Genomic DNA, 18,929 nt, shown 5'->3' with positions numbered 1-18,929 from the left:
AAAAGGCTTTTCAAATTATGAAAAGCCTTTTTTTTATTTTGTTTCTTCTTCTTTTTTATCAGCTGGCTGACCGTCTTTGGCTGCGTTTTTGAATTCTTTGATTCCGCTTCCTAAACCTTTCATAAGTTCCGGGATTTTTTTACCACCAAAAAGTAATAAAACAATCGCTAATATAACGAGGATTTCTGTAACACCTAATCTTCCCATGATAGAATAATTTATTGCCGAAGCAAATTTGTAATAAACTTGAAAGCAAAGGTATATAGAATTAGTTTACGGAAATTCATTTTGACGCATTTATTTGGTTTCAACTGCGTTAAAAATTTATTAAAAATTAATTGTGGTTTGCAATAATCAAGAAAAACAAGGCAATACAAGCAACGACATTAATTGTTATATTTGTTCAATAATCAATTTATATGTCCAAGAAAAGACAAAAACGAAAAAAAATCAAAGAAAAACTATTCAATAAACGACGTTTAATCATACTAAACGAAGATACTTTTGAAGAAACTTTTTCGTTGAAACTTACTTTAATGAACGTTTTTGTGGTAGCAACTTTAGGAGCAATAATTATTACATTTGTTACCACTTTTATTATTGCTTTCACTCCTTTACGAGAATTTATACCGGGCTATTCTTCTTCAAAATTAAAGAAAGAGGCCATGGAACTGGCTTTAAAATCAGATTCTTTGTCAAAAGCTTTGAAGAGAAATGAAGCGTATATCAAATCTATTCAGAAAGTGTTGACAGGAGAATTAGAATATGCAAAATTCAATAAAGACTCGATATTGGAAGCAGCAGATGAAATTAGTACACCAGTTGATTTATCTCCCTCCAAACAGGAACTGGAATTGCGGGAACAAGTAGCAAAAGAAGAGAAAAATTCGCTTTCTAAAAAATCAAAAAAAGAGTAAAAAAACAGACTTTTATCTTTTAAAGAACAAAAATAAAAATGTCAATAAAATCAATTGCAGCCAAAATATTTGCACAAAAAATATACAAGAAAACACAACTTTGGGCCAATAATCCTGTTGAAACTCAAAAGAAGGTTTTACAAAAATTAATCAAAGATGCGAAGCAAACACAATTTGGTATCGACCATCATTTTGACCAAATAAAAAATGAGAAGGATTTTGCCAAACAAGTTCCAGTTCGTGATTATGAAGCGTTAAAACCGTATGTGGATAAGGTGGTAAAAGGGGAGGAAAACGTCCTATGGAAAGGAAAACCGCTCTATTTTGCCAAGACTTCCGGAACGACTTCCGGAGCCAAATATATTCCGCTAACTAAGGAATCGATGCCGTATCATATTGAGGCTGCTCGCAATGCGATTCTGCATTATATTCATGAAACTGGAAAAGCTGATTTTGTTGACGGGAAAATGATTTTCTTACAAGGAAGTCCCATTTTAGAAGAAAAAAATGGCGTTAAATTAGGGCGATTGTCTGGAATTGTGGCGCATTTTGTTCCAAAATACCTTCAAAAAAACAGAATGCCTTCTTGGGAGACCAACTGTATCGAGGATTGGGAAACCAAAGTAAATGCGATTGTCGAGGAAACTTATAACGAAAATATGGCTGTAATTTCCGGGATTCCATCTTGGGTGCAAATGTATTTTGAAAAATTGCATCAAAAGGGAGGCAAGCCGGTGGGAGAAATCTTCAAAAATTTCAATTTGTTTATTTATGGCGGCGTCAATTATGAACCGTATCGCGCCAAATTTGAAAATCTTATTGGACGAAAAGTAGATAGTATTGAGTTATTTCCGGCTTCGGAAGGATTTTTTGCATATCAGGATTCGCAAAAGGAAAAAGGAATGTTACTGCTTTTGAACTCTGGAATTTTTTATGAATTTATAAAATCGGATGAATTTTATAGTCAAAATCCAAAACGATATACGATTGGCGAAGTGGAATTGGGAGTGAATTATGTTTTGATAATTTCTACCAATGCGGGACTTTGGGGCTATAATATTGGCGATACGGTTCAGTTTACCAGTTTAAAACCGTACCGAATAATTGTCTCGGGAAGAATCAAGCATTATATTTCGGCTTTTGGAGAACATGTAATTGGGAAAGAAGTGGAAAGTGCGCTACAGGAAGCAATTATTGGAACTACAATCCGAATCAATGAATTTACGGTGGCGCCGCAAATCAATCCCGCAGCAGGATTACCGTATCACGAATGGTTTATTGAATTTGAAAACGAACCGGAAGACAGCGTATCTTTTGCGGAAGCGTTAGACAATGCCATGCGAAAACAAAACATGTATTATGATGATTTGATTGTGGGCAAAGTGTTGCAAAAAGTGGTAGTTACCAAAGTGGTTAAAAACGGTTTTCAGGACTATATGAAATCGATTGGAAAACTGGGCGGTCAAAATAAAATCCCTAGACTTTCGAATGATAGAAATATAGTGGATTTGTTAAAAAGTAAATAAATGTCTTACCTTTGAAGGTTAGAAAATAAGTAGAAAATGAAAGAAACAAAAAATATATCTCGCTCCAGAGCGCAAGAATCATCGGCAGCAATTGAAAAAATGTACATCACGATGCGTCACCTTTTTAACAGGGGATTTTACAAACCTATGGGAATTTCAGGCGATACCTTGCGCGAAGCATTATTAGCATTGCGACCAGAAATTTATGGAAATATTGCTGAAGAAAAAGTAGAATTGAACGGACTTTTATATGTAATTGAACGTCTTCCGGTAGGAATTGAAGAATGTCGATTTATCAATTTAACATCCGATGAAGGGTATTCTAAATCGCATTTTCAGGCGATTGTACCGCCAAAAAGACGTCGTAATTGTTACCGTATCGATGAGGAGCAAATGAATGTGGAGATTACAAGAGGACGTTCGGATATTTATGATATTCTGACGCATTTGACCTTTATATTTATTGAATCACACAAAATTAGAAACAGAGTTTTACTGGATGATGCTGGTGAGGTTTCCCGCGATTGGTTCAAACTGGAACAAGCGGTTTCTCAAAAGAAGAAACTGACTTTGGTAGAAAAAGAGAAAGCTATTTCGCACGCTGCCAATATTCTGGGAAGAACATTTGAAGAAGTATTGGATATTTATGACGCTTTTGGTTCAGCTGCTGCGCCAGATCGTTTCTTGCATGTTATCTTTTGGTTGGGGAAACTTGCCATCGAAGAAATTGTAGATGATAATAAGCGAACAATCACTTTCAGTCCTATTTTGAGAGAACGATTGGGACACCATATCCACGGCGAAATTTGGGCTACTAACATTAAGGAGGTTTTGAAAGAAAACCAACTTTTAGACCGTCCAATTCACGTAATCAGTGCGAACATGCACAGTGTGATGAATTCTATTTTTGCAACGGAAGTTTTGAAAACCAAGTTCAAAGACAAATCTGATTTCTTTATTTATGAAGAATTGAGTAAGTCCGGTGCCAATGCGGTTCGAAACCAAGTGGAAGAAGTTGCGTTGAAATGCGGAATGATTTCGTTGCCGGATACATCAGGAACAAATATCGACGTACAGATTTTTGATACCGCAAAAATTGATTGGGCAAAAACATCTTTTCCTAAAGCAAATATCGGTGACAAAGAACCAGTATTGATTGTTATGGATTATGCGTTTGGAGAACAAGCGTATGAAACCATTGATGAGCTGTTGAAACCGTTTAAAAAAGACATTTTATTGAATGTGGAATCAGTTTCTATCATGGGAAAAGCTGGAATTCTGGAAGGTGGAAAAGGAGATATCATGATTCCAAATGCGCACATCAATGAAGGAACGGCGGATAATTATTTTTTCGAAAATGAATTGACTGCTGATATGTTTGAAGGAAATGACATTGCTGTTTTTGCCGGACCAATGGTTACCGTTTTGGGAACTTCACTGCAAAACCGAGATTTATTGAAGTTTTTCCATGAGTCGACTTGGGGAATTATAGGATTGGAAATGGAAGGTTCTTATTACCAAAAAGCGATTCAATCCGCTTCTAAAATCAGAAAAAGTGTTCCTCATGATGTGAAGGTTAGATATGCGTATTATGCATCGGATAATCCTTTGGAAACCGGAAGCACATTAGCTTCAGGAGGATTGGGAACAACAGGTGTAAAACCTACCTATTTGATTACGATTAAGATATTGGAACAAATTTTCAACGTAAAATAAAAAGATAGGATGAACACTAACCAACCCAATAACCAAGAGGATCAAGAAATTGATTTGAATCACGTTTCAAAAAAAATAGGAAGTTTTTTTGATGGGATTGCCTCCTCAATTTTTAAAGGAATTCAGTTTTTTATTCGCAATGCAATACTAGTTTCTGTTCTGGTTCTTGTTGGATTTGGTTTGGGTTTTTATTTAGACAAGACACAAAAAAGTTATGACAATTTAATTATTGTTCAGCCTAATTTTGGTAGTGTTGATTATTTGTACTCAAAAGTTGATTTGATTGAATCAAAAATTAAATCAAGAGATACTGTATTCTTGAAAAATGTTGTTGGGATTTTGCGACCCAAACGTTTAAATAAAATACAAATCAAGCCCATTGCTGATGTATACAATTTTATTAGAAATACACCAGAAAATTTTGAGTTAATCAAGTTAATGGCAGACAATGGCGATATCAAAAAAATTATTGAGGATAATGTGACTAGTAAAAACTACTCTTACCACACCATTTCTTTTGTAACAGATCGCGCAGTTGTTGATAAAGAAATGACTGAGCCACTTTTACGTTTTCTTAATGAATCCGATCATTATAAAAAAATTCAAGTGGCAAGTTTAAAGAATATTGAGGTCAAAATGAAGCAAAATGACACAATTATCTCTCAAATAAACAATGTATTAGGTTCTTTTTCAACTGCTGCAAATGCTTCTCAAAAAAGTGATAAGTTAGTGTATTACAATGAAAATACTCAGCTCAATGATATTATTAAAACAAAAGATCAATTGGTTGTAGAACAAGGAATACACCAAATCAATCTCTTAGGAAGTGATAAGATTATAAAAGACATTAGCACAACGACAAACATAAAAAAAACAGGTTTGCTTCATGGAAACAGAAAGATAGCACTGCCATTATTATTTATTATACTTTATGTTTTAGTCCATTCTTTCATAGTATTTTATAAAAAGCAATCATTAATTGCAAACGAAAGCAAATAGTGTTTTTATGGAGGTAATGGATTATTTAAAAGAGTAAATTAATAGTTAAATAGCTGGTATTTTGTAAAGGTTTTAAAAAGCAACAATGCCAAAAACTTTAAAAAAATGAAAAAAAAAATATTTTTTGCATGCTTGATTTTATCAATAGTATTTAGTTCTTGTAAAAAAGAAGAGATCAAAACAGTAGTAAATCCCGCTGAGGTTGAAACGAATAAAAACAGCTTTAAAATCACCTTGACTGCCACAGTTAGGGAAGATGATAATTTTCAGATGTATTATAGTCAAGATGACTACGAAGCTCCTTATCAAGAAGACAATTCGGTTTGGGTTGCTGTAAAAGCTAGTGATAAGCCCCAAGATATTGTTTTTATCCTGCCCCAAGATGTAATTCCAAATTACATAAGAATTGATTTTGGAACCAATGAGAAGCAAAAAGAGATCAGTATTCAAAACTTTAAAATGAATTATTTTAGCAAAATTTTTGAAGCTAAAGACTCCTTGTTCTTCGACTATTTTATTCCAAATGATTGCGTTAAAATTTTGGAAAAAAACAAATCAGTTGTTCAAAATATTCAGTCTGAAGACGGAAGATACGATCCATTATTTTATTCAGAAAAAGCACTTTATGATCAGATTCAATTGCTTATTAAATAACCGATTTTAAAGTTATATGGAGTCACAGTTTGTGGCTCTTTTTTTTGGATTAATGAAGCGTAGGTTTGGTTTAAAAATGAATTTGAAACAAGAATTACACTCCATATATTATATTTGTAATAAATCACATCATCTTGTTTAAATCAATAGGTCTACAGGTATTGAAAAATAGTAGAATTAAAAACGGTACTATTTATGGAATTGGTCAAATTGTAAATTTGATTAGTCCGCTTGTGGTCATGCCTTATTTGGTAGCGATTTGCGAAAAAGAAGGGCTAGGAAAAATTGGCGTTGGTTTTTCCTTTGCTTTAATATTTAATGTTTTGGTAGATTATGGTTCTTATATCAATGGGACCAAAGCTATTGCAATTACTAGAAACAACCTTGAAGTTATCAATCAAAAAATAGTTTCGATCTATGTAATGAAATTTTTTTTGCTTGTCATTTTACTTTTTGCTGCTTTTTTTTTGATTTGGTTTGTTCCTTTTTTTAACCAGGAACAAATGGTTTTCTTTTTTAGTTTGTCGTATGTATTGGGCCAAGTTATTAACCCTACCTGGGTTTTTCAAGGATTAGAAAATTACAAATGGATTTCATTTATTAATATTGTATCCAAACTAATTTATGTAGTGGGTGTATTTACTTTTATCAATACTAAGGACGATTACAAGTATGTCAACGCTTATTTGGGTCTCGGATTAATTGTCTCTAGCAGCATAGGCTTACTTTATTTGATAAAAAAATACAATTTACGGTTTTATTCTACTGTTTCTAAAGATGCTTTAGTGTTATTGAGGCAAGAGTTTTCTTTAACAATATCCCAGTTATTTTTGTCTTTTTATCAATATCTTCCCATAATGATTATTAGTTATCTGGGAGGAAATGTAATGGCAGGACAGTATAGAATTATAGATCAAATTGTAATGATTTTTAGGACTTATTTACAAATGTTCTTTAATTTTATTTATGCTGATGTTTGTTTGCAAATACATAAAAATCTTAAACATGGCATTACACATTGGTTGCGGTATTACGGTCTTAATTATGCGGTAGTGGTATTGTTAGTAATTGTTGCATTTGTGTGTACTAAGCCTATTTTATTGTTTTTTAATATTGGTTCAGATGAATTGGTTCAGATGAATGTTTTTTTTAAAACAGGTTTGATAATTCCATTGTTTATGGCTGTTTCCATTGCTTTAAAACAATTGCTTTTTGCTTTGGATAAAAATAAAGAATATATAAACATAACCATTGGATCATCTGTTTTTAGCATGCTTGTTTTTTTTATATTTATTAAAAATGTGGGACTTCAAGGCGCTTTTTTAGCCACGATTTTCATTGAAATAGTAGTGATTGTTTTATATTGTATTGTTTTGAAACCACTAATTAGATTGAAAAAATAATGATGAATTTTACAATTTATAAAAGTTTCCCGTACCAAATTTTATTCTTATTATGCATAGGAGTTTCGTTGTTTGCAAACTATGAACTTACTTTTACAGTATGGTTTTTAACTTTATTGGTTACCATAAAAAGAAAATATTCTGTTACCATAGTAAAATATTGCTCGATCTTCCTAGCTATACTTTTAGTTGCAACTGTCTCTACCTTCTCTAGTAAAACGACTCTTTTTTTATTTATTAGAGACTTTACATACCTTATAAAACCTATTTTAGGATTACTAGTGGGCTATCAGCTTTGTAGGTTTAGCAGTAAGTTAGCATTAAAGGTTTTTATCTATACAGGTCTAGCTATTTCAATACTACATTTGGTGACCTTATTTTTCACCATAATCCAATTTAGAACGCTAAGTGTTAATTTTTTGAGGCAGCAGGGCGGTTATTTTAGTGATTATGAAATCTATGTTTTAATTGTCCTTATTTTTTATAAAAATTTAAAAATCGAAATTTCAAAGAAACAAAGAACGGTTTTATTACTTGTGATAGGTTTGTCTAGTTTTTTATATCTAGCCAGAACGAATTTGATTCAGTTTATCATTTTATATATGGGTCTAAAAGGATATTTAGTGTACAGTCACAAATCTTTAAAAGTTATTTTGTCTGTACTTTTATTCACAATTGTAGGCTACACAGCCATTGTTTACTTAAATCCAAAACGAGAAGGCAAGGGGATTGAAGCTTTTTTATACAAAATAAAAATTGCTCCCGAAGAGGCCTTTAAAACACGAATTAATAAGGATGACTGGAAAGATTTTAATGATAATTACCGGTCTTTTGAAAATATTATTACTGTAAAACAAGTTTCAAACAAGGGTACTCGTGCAATATTGTTTGGGGAAGGGTTGGGGTCAACATTAAATATTGGTCGAAAAATATTAACAAATGACAATGAGTACGTTCAATACATACCGATTGTTCATAACGGGTACATGACTGTTTTCTTAAAATCGGGGCTACTGGGAGTTATTTTGCTACTAGTTTTCTTGATTCATTTGTACAGACAAAAGAAATCTAATATTGAGGCCGTACAAGCTATAAATTATTTATTATTGGGTTCCAGTGTTTTTTTGATCGTATCTAATTGGGTTTTTTTAGGTTTGTATTTAAAATTAGATAACAAATCAATTATAATAGGATTTTTAATTGCATTAAGAGAAGTCATGTTAAGAGAGTGTAAAAGTCAAAAAAGCAGTTTAAATGAATATTAAAAACACAACCAACATCTTTGTTGACTGTCATGTTTTTGATAGCGGTTTTCAAGGGACTAGAACGTATATTCAAGGTCTTTACACGGCATTGATGCAGTATCAAGATCTACATTTCTTTTTGGGTTCCAATAATCCAAAATCCTTACAAACTATTTTTGGAAATCACCCTAACGTGACGTACGTGCAATACCAGTTCCAAAATAAATACTTGAGACTTCTTATTGATATTCCTAATATTATTAAAAAAAACAAAATTGACTTTGCGCATTTTCAATACACGGTGTCACCCATAAAAAGATGCAAATATATCGTGACAACGCATGATGTATTGTTTATTGATTTTCCAAAATATTTTTCGTTTTTTAGTAGATTTATCAATACCATTTTATACCAACAAAGCGCTAAATGGGCAGATATTAAACTCACGGTATCTGAATATTCTAAACAAAAATTACAGCAACATTTTGGACTTTCAGATTATGTAGTAACGCCAAATGCAGTTGACGGTGCTTTTTTTGAAACCTATACTAAGGAGCAAGTCAAAGTTCGAGTTGCAAATGAATTTTCATTGAACGATTACATAATTTATGTAAGCCGGTGGGAACCCAGAAAAAATCATCAAATGGTGTTGAAAGCTTTTGTAGACTTGGAATTGTATAAAAAACACCAACTTCTTTTTTTAGGTAACGAAAGCATTTTTAATCCGGAGTATCAGGAAATATTTGATGGATTAACTCTTGAGGTAAAAAATAAAATAACAACCATTAAAAACACTGATTTTCAAACGATGTTGTTGCTATTAAGAGGAGCAAATGCATCTGTTTATCCATCATTTGCTGAGGGGTTTGGTATTCCTCCATTAGAATCAGTGGCAGCAAAAATCCCTACAATCTGTTCTGATAAAACGGCTATGTCTGATTTTATTTTTTTTAGGGAATTTTATTTTGATCCCTCCAAGCAGAAGGAATTCAATCAGAAATTGCTTTATATTCTTGAAAACAATACAACCACAGAATTTGAAAAAATGGCGCATTCCATTAAAGAAATTTACAACTGGGAACACACTGCAACAGTTGTTTATGAACTCCTAAAACAGCATACAAATCAATCCAGATTTTATTGATTTTTTGCGGTGCCACTACCAAATAATTTATTTTTTGTTTTGACTAAAAAATTATAATTCTTAGCAAATTGTTTCTTTAAAAAGGAGGCATCATCTTTAGGAAACCAGTCGGTTGTTCTTTGTTTTTCAATTTGGCAGATATGATTTTGATATGCATATGTTGCAATTGATGTTCTAAAATGCCCTTCAGGAAAATTTGTTAAATCATATCCATGCAGCGTGTAAGGTGCACATTGCTGAATAACAAAACGATTAAAGGGAACATCCAGCTCAGCTTCTTCTCCAGTTCTTAGATCTTTTATTTTTAATTCACCCTTGTGCTCTTTTTTCCAGTCTTTGTTGAGGTATAATAACAGGTTTAATTCACGGTACCAGTTGTTGTGAATGGGATGGTAATTAAAGTCCAGATGCATGTCTAAAAAGCTGTTTTTCTTTCCTTGATGCAAGCCTCCACCGTGATTTTTTGGATCAACAAAAATGGATTTTGATGTGATATAGGATAATATTTTATTGAACCTTTCAGAGGATAAGTCGTCATACAGTTCATGCAATTCAGGGCTTAATACTTTATAATTTGATTTTTCAAATTTATTATTTGCAAATGCATAATCCCGACTTTTATTATGAAGTTCTGGAATGCTACCATAAGCTTTTATTAGTTTTTCCTCTTCACAAAATTGATCAATTATTAAGTGCGGAAACGGTTTAGCGGTTAGATACGCTAAGCGTAGTTGCTCTAAATTATGTTCTAAATTTTCAAAATTGATCATAAACAGCTTTGTAAGGTAATTTTAAACAAAAATAACTATTAATATATCGATTTAATTAGATTAGATTTAAATTTTCACCTTCAATTCCAGTATTTGAGTGTTTAAAACTTTTAAAATCAGTATTTTTGGAAATTGATTAAAAATAATGAAATGAAAATTGCAATTCTCGGTACTAGAGGAATTCCTAACAATTATGGTGGTTTTGAGCAATTTGCCGAAATTTTTGCAGTTTATCTCGCCCAGCAAAATCACGAAATTTATGTTTACAATACTCACGATCACATTTTTAAAGGAAAAATGTTTCAAGGAGCTCATATTATTCACAAGTACAATCCAGAACATAAAATAGGTACGGCAGGGCAGTTTTTCTATGATTTGAATTGTATTCTTGACTCCAGGAAAAGAAAATTTGATATTATTCTGCAATTAGGGTACACCAGTAATTCCATTTGGTCTTTTCTTTTGCCAAAAAAAGCTGTTATTATTACAAATATGGATGGGCTGGAGTGGAAGAGAACTAAATATTCTAATAAAACCCAAAGATTTTTGCAATTTGCAGAGAAGAGAGCTGTAAAAAGCAGTGATTTTTTAATAGCAGATTCCCTAGGAATACAAAAATATCTTAAAGAAAAGTACAACAAAGAGTCTTCATATATAGCGTATGGCGCAGCACCATTCTTGAACCCAAATGAGGAGTTGCTTTTACCCTACAACTTAGATAGTAATGCCTATGACTTATTGATAGCTCGGTTTGAACCTGAAAACAATATAGAAATGATTCTGGAAGGAGTTGCTGCTTCACAAAATGATAGACCGATAGTTGTTGTGGGTAATAGCAACAATAGTTTTGGTAATTATTTAAAACAAAAGTTTAAAGACAATCCTAGAATACGTTTTATAGGTGGAGTTTATAACAAAGAACATTTAGATAATCTTAGGTTTTTTTCATCGCTTTATTTTCATGGTCATTCCGTGGGTGGTACTAATCCATCTTTGCTTGAGGCAATGGCTGCAAAAGCATTGCTTGTGGCGCATAAAAATGAATTTAATCAAGCCATTTTAAAAGAGAACGCTTTTTATTTTTCGAATGCTAAAGAGGTTCAAAAACTAAGAGAAACAGTCCATAAGAACCGTCACGAACAAATTGTTCAAGATAACTTTAGGACGATAATTCAGGAATTTAATTGGAACAAAATAAATGAATCTTACCTTACCTTATTCAAAAAAAGCCTTCAATAAAATTGAAGAATTGTGGCAAAATCAAACAGTTTTGGTTTATCTTTTAGCTGCAATGCTCATTACGCTTCCGCTGAAACACAACATCGGAAGCATGACTTGTATTATTTTTTTACTGGTTTGTTTTTCTAAGGCTAAAAAAGCTAATTTTTCAATTTCAAAAGTTGAAATACTTCCCATAATCCTCTATGTATTGATGATGCTTTCCTTATTATGGACTATTGACATGCGCACCACAACCGCTGGACTACAAAAAGAAATATTGGTTTTATTAATGCCCATTGCTTTTTGTTTTTTACCAAATTTAAACCAAGACCTCAAAAATCGGGTTTTTAAAATTTTCAGTTATTCAATGGTATTTTTTGCCTTGTTTTGTTTAGCTAAAGCAGTGTTTAAATTTATAAATTCAGGAGATGCCAGTGTGTTTTTTTACCATGAATTGGTTACCGCTAGCCTCAATGCAATCTATGTTTCGGGGTTTGCCTCTTTTGGGATGTTCTATTTTTTGGTCCAAAAAAACAAAACAATTTCTGATCAATTAGCATTATTAACTCTAGTTGTTTTTGTGTTTTTATTGTCTTCAAAAAATATTATAATTTGTGATTTTATTTTGGTCGTGGTGTATCTTTTCTTTTTTTCTGCGTTTTCTAGAAAAATAAAAACAGTAATATTTGTAGCCATTCTTTTGATTATAACAACTTTTATAGCATCAATAAAACCCATTAGAGACCGGTTTATAATTGAGTTTCAAACGGTACTGGTTGATGGCTCCTTAAAAGAAGGATCTGAGGCAACTAAAAATTCTGTCTACAGCATTAGTTTAAAACAAGCTTGGAACCAAGACCAGTTTCAGAAGAATGATTTTTTTCCAGGGGCTGCTTTTCGAGTTTATCAAACGAGGATTTTTATAGAAATGCTTCAAGAAGAAAGCATTTTTTTCACGGGATTCGGGTTAGACGCAGCTCAAACTAAAATTCAAGAAAAAGTTAAAGAATACCATTTACATGAGAGTTATGGTGTGTATAATTTCCACAATGAATATGTTCAACTGTTTTCTGAACTTGGTTTTTTTGGTTTTTTAATTCTGGTTAGTATGTTGTTTATCTCCATTAGAAACGGAATTAGAAATAAAGATTTTGTGCATATCGCTTTTTCGGTAACAATGATAGTGTTATTTTTGACCGAATCCTTTTTGAGTAGACAAAGAGGAATAATTTTTTTTATTGTTATTTACTGTCTGTTAAACAAGGTAAATCAGAATAAAGAACAGAACTTATTGCAATGAAAAGAATACTTATCACCGGAGCCGCAGGATTTTTAGGATCACATCTTTGTGACCGTTTCATAAAAGAAGGTTACTATGTTATTGGGATGGACAATCTCATTACGGGAGATTTAAAAAACATTGAGCATCTTTTCAAACTAGAGCAGTTTGAATTTTACCATCATGACATCACCAAGTTCGTGCATGTCCCAGGGGATTTAGACTACATTTTACATTTTGCTTCGCCAGCAAGTCCTATTGATTATCTTAAAATTCCTATTCAAACACTTAAAGTAGGCTCACTTGGCACCCATAATTTATTGGGTTTAGCCAGGGTTAAAAAAGCCAGAATCCTTATTGCATCAACTTCTGAAGTGTATGGAGATCCATTGGTTCATCCACAAACCGAGGAATATTATGGAAATGTAAATACCATCGGACCAAGAGGCGTTTATGACGAAGCCAAACGTTTTCAAGAATCTATAACTATGGCCTATCATACTTTTCATGGTGTAGAAACTAGGATTGTTAGAATTTTTAATACGTACGGACCTAGAATGAGACTCAATGATGGCCGCGTTATTCCAGCTTTTATTGGTCAAGCTATTCGAGGTGAGGACTTAACTATTTTTGGAGATGGATCACAAACCCGATCTTTTTGTTATGTAGATGACCAAGTTGAGGGAATTTTTAGGTTGTTGCACTCTGATTATGTATATCCAGTTAACATCGGAAACCCGGATGAAATAACCATCAAGGATTTTGCAGAAGAAATCATCAAACTTACTGGAACCAATCAAAAAGTAGTGTATCACCCTTTACCAATAAACGATCCATTACAACGACAACCAGATATCACAAAAGCTAAAGAGTTACTAGGTTGGGAAGCCAAAGTTGGCCGTGCCGAAGGAATGAAAATCACGTATGAATATTTTAAATCTTTATCTAAGGAAGAACTGTCCAAAGAGGAGCACAAGGATTTTTCTAAATATATTTTTTAAAGATGTGGTATCCTTTCATTCTACACGCAAATAGAATGGCTTAAAAGAATATTTCGTATTTTTAAAACGTACCCATACAAGTATGATTACAGGCCATTTTAATTTGTAATACTGTGAAAACAAAAACAGGAAGATATTCTGGTTATATTCGTCCATTTTCATTTGCCATTGATTTGTTAGTAATCAATGTCTTATTATTGTATATGACTGATTTTCCTGTGAAAACACCTTTTTATTTTGTTTTCATAAGTATTAGCTGGTTTGTGATTGCTGCTAACTTAGGTTTTTATGAAGTTTACAGGTATACTAAAGTTATTTCTATATTAAACTGCGCCTTAAAACAAGGCACATTATTTACTCTTTTTTGTCTTGCCTTAGCGTTTTATGAATCCTATAATTCAAGTTTTCAAAGTATTGGGTATTTTACTATGCTATCTTTATTAATTATTTTAATTGTTAAACTGTCTATTTATTATTTTTTAAAAAAATACAGGTTATTATATGGTGGAAACTTTAGAAAAGTAATTCTGATAGGCAATGTAAAAAGTACGGATCCTTTACAACAATTTTTTACAGAGAATCCAGATTATGGGTACAAACTAGAGCGTGTTTTTGAATTAGAAAATAATAAATCTAGAGCCCTCGAGGAAAGTTTTGATTATGTACTGGAGCATCAAATAGATGAATTGTATTGTTCTATGAGTGACTTAAATCAAAACCAAATTAATGAGATTGTTTTTTTTGCAGATAATAATTTAAAGACTTTGAAGTTTATTCCTAGTGAAAAGCAAATTCTTTCTCACAATTTTACTTTTGAATATTACAATTATATTCCTGTAATATCACTACGTAATATTTTACTTGATGACACCTTAAACAAGGTGATTAAGCGCGTTTTTGATATTGTTTTTTCATTACTAATTATTTTAGGAGTGCTCTCATGGTTAACTCCCATACTAGCTGTATTTATCAAATTTGAGTCAAAAGGGCCTTTATTTTTTATCCAAAAAAGAAATGGACTAAATTACAAAGAATTCTTTTGTTACAAGTTTAGATCTATGGAACTTAATGATGAAGCCCACTTGAATCAAGTATCAAAAAACGATAATAGAGTTACTACAATAGGTCGTTTTATAAGAAAAACAAGTATTGATGAATTGCCACAATTTTTCAATGTTTTAATGGGCGAAATGTCTGTTGTAGGACCTAGACCCCATATGGTAAGTCATACTAGAATGTATGCACTTACAGTAGATAAATTTATGGTGCGCCATTTTATAAAACCAGGCATAACAGGACTAGCGCAAACAAAAGGTTTTAGGGGCGAGGTAGAGGCGGATGAGGACATTATTAACAGAGTAAAATATGATATTTTCTACATGGAAAATTGGTCTTTAATTTTAGATTTAAAAATAATTTTCCAAACGGTTATCAATATTTTTAAAGGAGAAGAAAAAGCCTACTAGAAAACATTTTGTCGAATTAAATCTTCTATTTGTGTATTAAGATTAAACGAAGTTTGAACGTCATTAAAAATTCGTTTTTTCATTAAATCCAATTCTGCTTTTTGAATATTTGAAATGGTTTGCAGTTTCTCGTTCAAATCATCATAGTTTCCTACTTTGGCTACCCAGCCTAAATTATGCTTTTCAGTTATGGTTTCACCTTCACCACCACCAAAGTATAAAACTGGAAATCCCAATGCGCCATACTCAAAAATTTTAGAAGGAACAGAACCATAAATTCTGTTCTTCAAAGGAACTATTGTGATATCAAACGATTTTATTTTTTCGTGTAAAGCTTTACGTTCTAACATTCCATAAAAGAAAACTTTCTTATCTGCTCTGGAATGAATCAGCGCTTCTATTTGTTTTTTTTCAGCACCATCACCAAATAGGTGTAACTCGATATTTAAGCCCTCTAAATTGATTTTTTGACACATTTCTAAGACTCCTTGCGCCACACCAAAAAGACCGGCATAGAATATTTTAACAGGTTCGTTTTCTCGGGTTTCCAAATCCATTTCAACCGTTTTATGGTCCGGAAAATTGCGATATAAAAAACATTTTTTTTCAGGGGAAATGGATTGTAGATGAGTAATAATTTCGTTGGATTGGCCTAAAATTAAACTTGCTTTTTTGTAGATAAAACGTTCTAAAAATAAAGATACACGATGTGAAAATGAATTGGCTTTTAAAGCATTTAATTCAATGGCAGCCAATGGCCATAAATCAGAAACATTCAGAATAATTTTTTTTCGCTTCAGTGAAAGAACAAAAACTGAAATAAACGAAAGCAGTAACGGCGGGGATTGCACCACTACTTTTTGTGGTGTTTTTTGAAACAATAAGTAAAGAAATAAGCCCAAAGAAAAGGATAAAACCGATAGCAGTCTTTTGATTATATTTTTACTGTTGCTTGGATAAATCCAAAGACGTTTTACAAGAATATTTTGTAGATTTTCAGTAACAAAAAACTTGCCTTTGTATTCCGGAAACAGTTCGCCTTTGGGATAATTACCTAAAGGACAAATTACAGACACTGTATAATTATTTTGATATAATTTCAAAGCCAGCTGCTCGATTCTATTTGCAGCAGCACCTTTCTCAGGCGGATAATAATTTGATATGATGAGGATTTCTTCCATTATTTTTTTGAAAGTAAAATATCAATTATTCGTTCAGAAGCGTTACCGTCCCAAAGTTCAGGAATTCCTGCTTTTCGAGGACCATTTTGAAGAAATTCTCCAAACATTTTATTTAGATTATAAATCGATGTGCCAACTAAAGTATTCGTGCCTATGGTTTCCGTTTCAGGTCTTTCAGTATTGTTTCGCATGGTAAAACAGGGAATTCCTAAAACCGTAGTTTCTTCTGAAATTCCACCAGAATCTGTAATGACAGCAAAACTGTTTTTAATCAAAAACATAAAATTCAAATACCCTTGTGGTTCAACAAATACGATGTTTTTTAAGTTCAAATTAGTTTCACCTAAAATCGCTTTTGTTCTCGGATGAATAGTGAAAATCACTTTTTTATCACCAACCATTTTATCAATTCCTTGCAAAAGTTGAATCAATGATTGCTCTTCATCTACATTCGAAGGACGGTGTAAAGTCAAAATGATGTAATTCTTGGTTTCTAAACTGAATTCATTCCAAAAAATTGGTGCTGAAATGCGATCTAGGTTTTGATACAAAGTGTCTATCATTACATTTCCAATAAAATGAATATTAGAAGAATCTGCCCCATATTTCAATAAATTTTCTCCTGCCCAAATTGAGGTTGTAAAAAAATAATCGGTTATACTATCCGTAACAATTCGATTGATTTCCTCGGGCATTGTCATATCACCTGAGCGTATACCAGCCTCTACATGAATTACTTTGATATTTAATTTTTTTGCAACAATCGCACAGGCCATAGTCGAGTTGACATCGCCAACCACCAAAACTAAATCACATGGATTTTGCAGTAATTCTGGTTCAAAAGCAACCATTATTGCAGCAGTTTGTACTGATTGTGAGCCGCTTTTCACCTCTAAATTTACATTCGGCTCAGGAATATTTAATTCTTCAAAAAATGTATCGCTGAGGTTTTTGTCATAATGTTGTCCAGTATGCACCAATCGATAGGATATTTTCGCACCTTCGGCTTGTTTTTTCTCTATCGCTTTGATAATGGGGGCGATTTTTATAAAATTGGGTCTTGCACCAGCAACTATTGTGATTTTCATAATGTTATTTTACAAATGAAACAAATTGTTTTAATTTTCCGCTTTTGTTTCGTTCTAATTTTTCTTTTTTATGGAAAATGAACACCAAATCATTTTCTAAATAAAGTGTTATCGCTTTTTCAATTTTTTCAATTTGTGCCAAATTTAATTCGGTTTCGCCCACATATTCAATTTCAAAAGTATCTATTTTGGTTTGTTTTATCACAAATTCTTTCACGTTTCCGTCGTCTTCGATGATGCTTTTTGTCACATAATAAAAGGTAAGTCCAGGTGATTTTTTCCCGCTGGGTAAAATGGCAACATCATTGGTCCGGCCTATTAATTTTTTGAGAATCGGTTTTTGTAACGTGCTTTTTTCATCCAGAATTCCAATATCACCAATGTCATATCGTATGAACGGATGTGCTTTATTGAACAAAGAAGTTATGACGATTCGGCCAGAAGTACCATTTGGAACTGCTTTATTATTTTCGTCCAAAATTTCCACAAACAGCGTTTCCGAATTGACTTGCCATTCCCCTGCCTTATTTTGAAAAGCAATCAAATCCAATTCCGAAGTGCCGTATTCATTGACAATAGGAATGCCAAACTGTTTTTCAAAAAGTAGTTTGTCTTCTTCAAAAAGCATTTCAGAAGTTACCATACATACTTTCAAAGTAGGACAAATTGTGGTTAATACGATGTTTCTCTTTTGTAAAAATTTAGCAAATAAAACAATGGAACTCGTGTAACCATTGATGTAATCGAATTTTTTAGTTCGAAAATGATTCAAAAAACCTTCTAAAACTTCATCCGACAAATCGAAAATAGAGAACCGAAATCGATGGCTCAAAAAATCCTTTAACCGTTCTTTTTTGTTTCCAATAAAATCCATTGGAATACCATAAAAACGCGCTTGGTAGGAAGTATTAAAATCGATCCCATACCAACCAAAACGGAATATGTTTGAAGCCCAAGTCAACGCATGACAGTATTTATCTTTGGCAAAAATAAAAGGAGTCCCGCTGGAACCAGACGTTTTATTGACGTAACTGTTTTTAGCGGAATAGCCTTCTGAAAGCCTTTCCAATAATGGTTTTTGTAAATTTTTCTTATTTAAAACGGGTAAATCTTCCCAGTTTGTAAAAGTTGTAATACCGACTAAATCTTTGTAAAAAGGATTGTTTTGCAAATGAAAATCGACAATTTCCACTTTTTTGTTTTCAACGAAAACTTCATGTTCTTTTTCAGAAAAGGCTACAATTTTCCGCAATTCGGCTTTAGCTTCCTTCATTGGGAAGCCATTTATTTGTAGCGATAAGTCGAATAGTCGAAACATTT

17 protein-coding genes are annotated in these 18,929 nt (G+C 32.4%); 12 read left to right on the top strand and 5 right to left on the bottom strand.

Going from position 1 to position 18,929, the window contains the following annotated elements; translation table 11 throughout:
* Positions 1-33 precede the first annotated feature (33 nt).
* Positions 34-207 carry a twin-arginine translocase TatA/TatE family subunit gene (gene tatA, locus DR871_RS04215; RefSeq protein ID WP_066075957.1) on the bottom strand — a complete coding sequence of 58 codons (174 nt, stop codon included), beginning with the start codon at positions 205-207 and terminating at the stop codon, positions 34-36.
* A 212-nt stretch (positions 208-419) separates the two neighbouring features.
* Here tatA and DR871_RS04210 point away from each other — a divergent pair, with 212 nt between their 5' ends.
* The 8 genes from DR871_RS04210 to DR871_RS04175 all read left to right on the top strand — a co-directional run bounded on the left by DR871_RS04210 (position 420) and on the right by DR871_RS04175 (position 9,603).
* Complete coding sequence (locus DR871_RS04210; protein ID WP_113664715.1) at positions 420-917, top strand: peptidase; 498 nt, start codon at positions 420-422, stop codon at positions 915-917.
* A gap of 38 nt (positions 918-955) precedes the next feature.
* Positions 956-2,443, top strand: a complete 1,488-nt coding sequence (locus DR871_RS04205) for a GH3 family domain-containing protein (protein WP_113664716.1) — start codon at positions 956-958, stop codon at positions 2,441-2,443.
* A 36-nt stretch (positions 2,444-2,479) separates the two neighbouring features.
* The gene (locus DR871_RS04200) at positions 2,480-4,159 is read left to right on the top strand and encodes a DUF6909 family protein (protein ID WP_113664717.1); all 1,680 of its coding nucleotides are present in this window, start codon (positions 2,480-2,482) and stop codon (positions 4,157-4,159) included.
* 9 nt (positions 4,160-4,168) lie between these two features.
* A complete protein-coding gene (locus DR871_RS04195; RefSeq protein WP_113664718.1) occupies positions 4,169-5,158 on the top strand; it encodes a hypothetical protein in 990 nt (329 codons plus the stop codon).
* 105 nt (positions 5,159-5,263) lie between these two features.
* Positions 5,264-5,812, top strand: a complete 549-nt coding sequence (locus tag DR871_RS04190) for a hypothetical protein (RefSeq protein WP_113664719.1) — start codon at positions 5,264-5,266, stop codon at positions 5,810-5,812.
* Positions 5,813-5,946: 134 nt separating this feature from the next.
* Positions 5,947-7,215 carry an oligosaccharide flippase family protein gene (locus DR871_RS04185; protein ID WP_113664720.1) on the top strand — a complete coding sequence of 423 codons (1,269 nt, stop codon included), beginning with the start codon at positions 5,947-5,949 and terminating at the stop codon, positions 7,213-7,215.
* A complete protein-coding gene (locus DR871_RS04180) occupies positions 7,215-8,480 on the top strand; it encodes a hypothetical protein (protein ID WP_165355303.1) in 1,266 nt (421 codons plus the stop codon). The genes DR871_RS04185 and DR871_RS04180 overlap by 1 nt, the downstream gene beginning before the upstream one ends.
* A complete protein-coding gene (locus DR871_RS04175) occupies positions 8,470-9,603 on the top strand; it encodes a glycosyltransferase family 4 protein (RefSeq protein ID WP_113664722.1) in 1,134 nt (377 codons plus the stop codon). The genes DR871_RS04180 and DR871_RS04175 overlap by 11 nt, the downstream gene beginning before the upstream one ends.
* Here the strand turns inward: DR871_RS04175 and DR871_RS04170 are convergent.
* The gene (locus DR871_RS04170) at positions 9,597-10,373 is read right to left on the bottom strand and encodes a 2OG-Fe(II) oxygenase (RefSeq protein WP_113664723.1); all 777 of its coding nucleotides are present in this window, start codon (positions 10,371-10,373) and stop codon (positions 9,597-9,599) included. The genes DR871_RS04175 and DR871_RS04170 overlap by 7 nt on opposite strands.
* Before the next feature lie 150 nt (positions 10,374-10,523).
* Between DR871_RS04170 and DR871_RS04165 the strand changes: the two genes are divergently transcribed.
* The 4 genes from DR871_RS04165 to DR871_RS04150 all read left to right on the top strand — a co-directional run bounded on the left by DR871_RS04165 (position 10,524) and on the right by DR871_RS04150 (position 15,340).
* Positions 10,524-11,612, top strand: coding sequence for a DUF1972 domain-containing protein (locus DR871_RS04165; protein ID WP_113664724.1), 1,089 nt, complete (start codon positions 10,524-10,526; stop codon positions 11,610-11,612).
* On the top strand, positions 11,572-12,894 hold the full coding sequence (locus DR871_RS04160; RefSeq protein WP_113664725.1) for an O-antigen ligase family protein: 1,323 nt from the start codon (positions 11,572-11,574) through the stop codon (positions 12,892-12,894). Before DR871_RS04165 ends, DR871_RS04160 begins: the two co-directional genes overlap by 41 nt.
* Positions 12,891-13,874, top strand: a complete 984-nt coding sequence (locus tag DR871_RS04155; RefSeq protein ID WP_113664726.1) for a UDP-glucuronic acid decarboxylase family protein — start codon at positions 12,891-12,893, stop codon at positions 13,872-13,874. The genes DR871_RS04160 and DR871_RS04155 overlap by 4 nt, the downstream gene beginning before the upstream one ends.
* 113 nt (positions 13,875-13,987) lie before the next feature.
* Positions 13,988-15,340, top strand: a complete 1,353-nt coding sequence (locus DR871_RS04150; protein WP_113664727.1) for an exopolysaccharide biosynthesis polyprenyl glycosylphosphotransferase — start codon at positions 13,988-13,990, stop codon at positions 15,338-15,340.
* Here the strand turns inward: DR871_RS04150 and DR871_RS04145 are convergent.
* Genes DR871_RS04145 through DR871_RS04135 form a run of 3 tightly spaced genes read right to left on the bottom strand, consistent with a single transcriptional unit; the run spans position 15,337 to position 18,927 of the window.
* Positions 15,337-16,521 (bottom strand): glycosyltransferase family 4 protein, encoded by a 1,185-nt coding sequence (locus DR871_RS04145; protein ID WP_113664728.1) that lies wholly within the window; start codon positions 16,519-16,521, stop codon positions 15,337-15,339. The genes DR871_RS04150 and DR871_RS04145 overlap by 4 nt on opposite strands.
* Positions 16,521-17,609, bottom strand: a complete 1,089-nt coding sequence (gene wecB, locus DR871_RS04140; protein WP_207209794.1) for a non-hydrolyzing UDP-N-acetylglucosamine 2-epimerase — start codon at positions 17,607-17,609, stop codon at positions 16,521-16,523. The genes DR871_RS04145 and wecB overlap by 1 nt, the downstream gene beginning before the upstream one ends.
* Before the next feature lie 4 nt (positions 17,610-17,613).
* Positions 17,614-18,927: a phenylacetate--CoA ligase family protein gene (locus tag DR871_RS04135; protein ID WP_113664730.1), complete on the bottom strand. Its 1,314-nt coding sequence runs from the start codon at positions 18,925-18,927 to the stop codon at positions 17,614-17,616.
* Positions 18,928-18,929: the final 2 nt, after the last annotated feature.

The sequence above is a fragment of the Flavobacterium petrolei genome (assembly GCF_003314435.2).
In the GTDB taxonomy this organism is placed as follows: Bacteria; Bacteroidota; Bacteroidia; order Flavobacteriales; family Flavobacteriaceae; genus Flavobacterium; species Flavobacterium petrolei.
This window is presented reverse-complemented; position numbering and strand designations above follow the sequence as displayed.

What these genes read in the sequence shown, in the direction of transcription:
- wecB (WP_207209794.1), bottom strand. Translation starts at nt 17,609, where the DNA reads ATGAAAATCACAATAGTTGCTGGTGCAAGACCCAATTTTATAAAAATC.
- DR871_RS04165 (WP_113664724.1), top strand. Translation starts at nt 10,524, where the DNA reads ATGAAAATTGCAATTCTCGGTACTAGAGGAATTCCTAACAATTATGGT.
- DR871_RS04145 (WP_113664728.1), bottom strand. Translation starts at nt 16,521, where the DNA reads ATGGAAGAAATCCTCATCATATCAAATTATTATCCGCCTGAGAAAGGT.
- DR871_RS04135 (WP_113664730.1), bottom strand. Translation starts at nt 18,927, where the DNA reads ATGTTTCGACTATTCGACTTATCGCTACAAATAAATGGCTTCCCAATG.
- DR871_RS04180 (WP_165355303.1), top strand. Translation starts at nt 7,215, where the DNA reads ATGATGAATTTTACAATTTATAAAAGTTTCCCGTACCAAATTTTATTC.
- tatA (WP_066075957.1), bottom strand. Translation starts at nt 207, where the DNA reads ATGGGAAGATTAGGTGTTACAGAAATCCTCGTTATATTAGCGATTGTT.
- DR871_RS04210 (WP_113664715.1), top strand. Translation starts at nt 420, where the DNA reads ATGTCCAAGAAAAGACAAAAACGAAAAAAAATCAAAGAAAAACTATTC.
- DR871_RS04195 (WP_113664718.1), top strand. Translation starts at nt 4,169, where the DNA reads ATGAACACTAACCAACCCAATAACCAAGAGGATCAAGAAATTGATTTG.
- DR871_RS04190 (WP_113664719.1), top strand. Translation starts at nt 5,264, where the DNA reads ATGAAAAAAAAAATATTTTTTGCATGCTTGATTTTATCAATAGTATTT.
- DR871_RS04155 (WP_113664726.1), top strand. Translation starts at nt 12,891, where the DNA reads ATGAAAAGAATACTTATCACCGGAGCCGCAGGATTTTTAGGATCACAT.
- DR871_RS04205 (WP_113664716.1), top strand. Translation starts at nt 956, where the DNA reads ATGTCAATAAAATCAATTGCAGCCAAAATATTTGCACAAAAAATATAC.
- DR871_RS04175 (WP_113664722.1), top strand. Translation starts at nt 8,470, where the DNA reads ATGAATATTAAAAACACAACCAACATCTTTGTTGACTGTCATGTTTTT.
- DR871_RS04160 (WP_113664725.1), top strand. Translation starts at nt 11,572, where the DNA reads ATGAATCTTACCTTACCTTATTCAAAAAAAGCCTTCAATAAAATTGAA.
- DR871_RS04170 (WP_113664723.1), bottom strand. Translation starts at nt 10,373, where the DNA reads ATGATCAATTTTGAAAATTTAGAACATAATTTAGAGCAACTACGCTTA.
- DR871_RS04200 (WP_113664717.1), top strand. Translation starts at nt 2,480, where the DNA reads ATGAAAGAAACAAAAAATATATCTCGCTCCAGAGCGCAAGAATCATCG.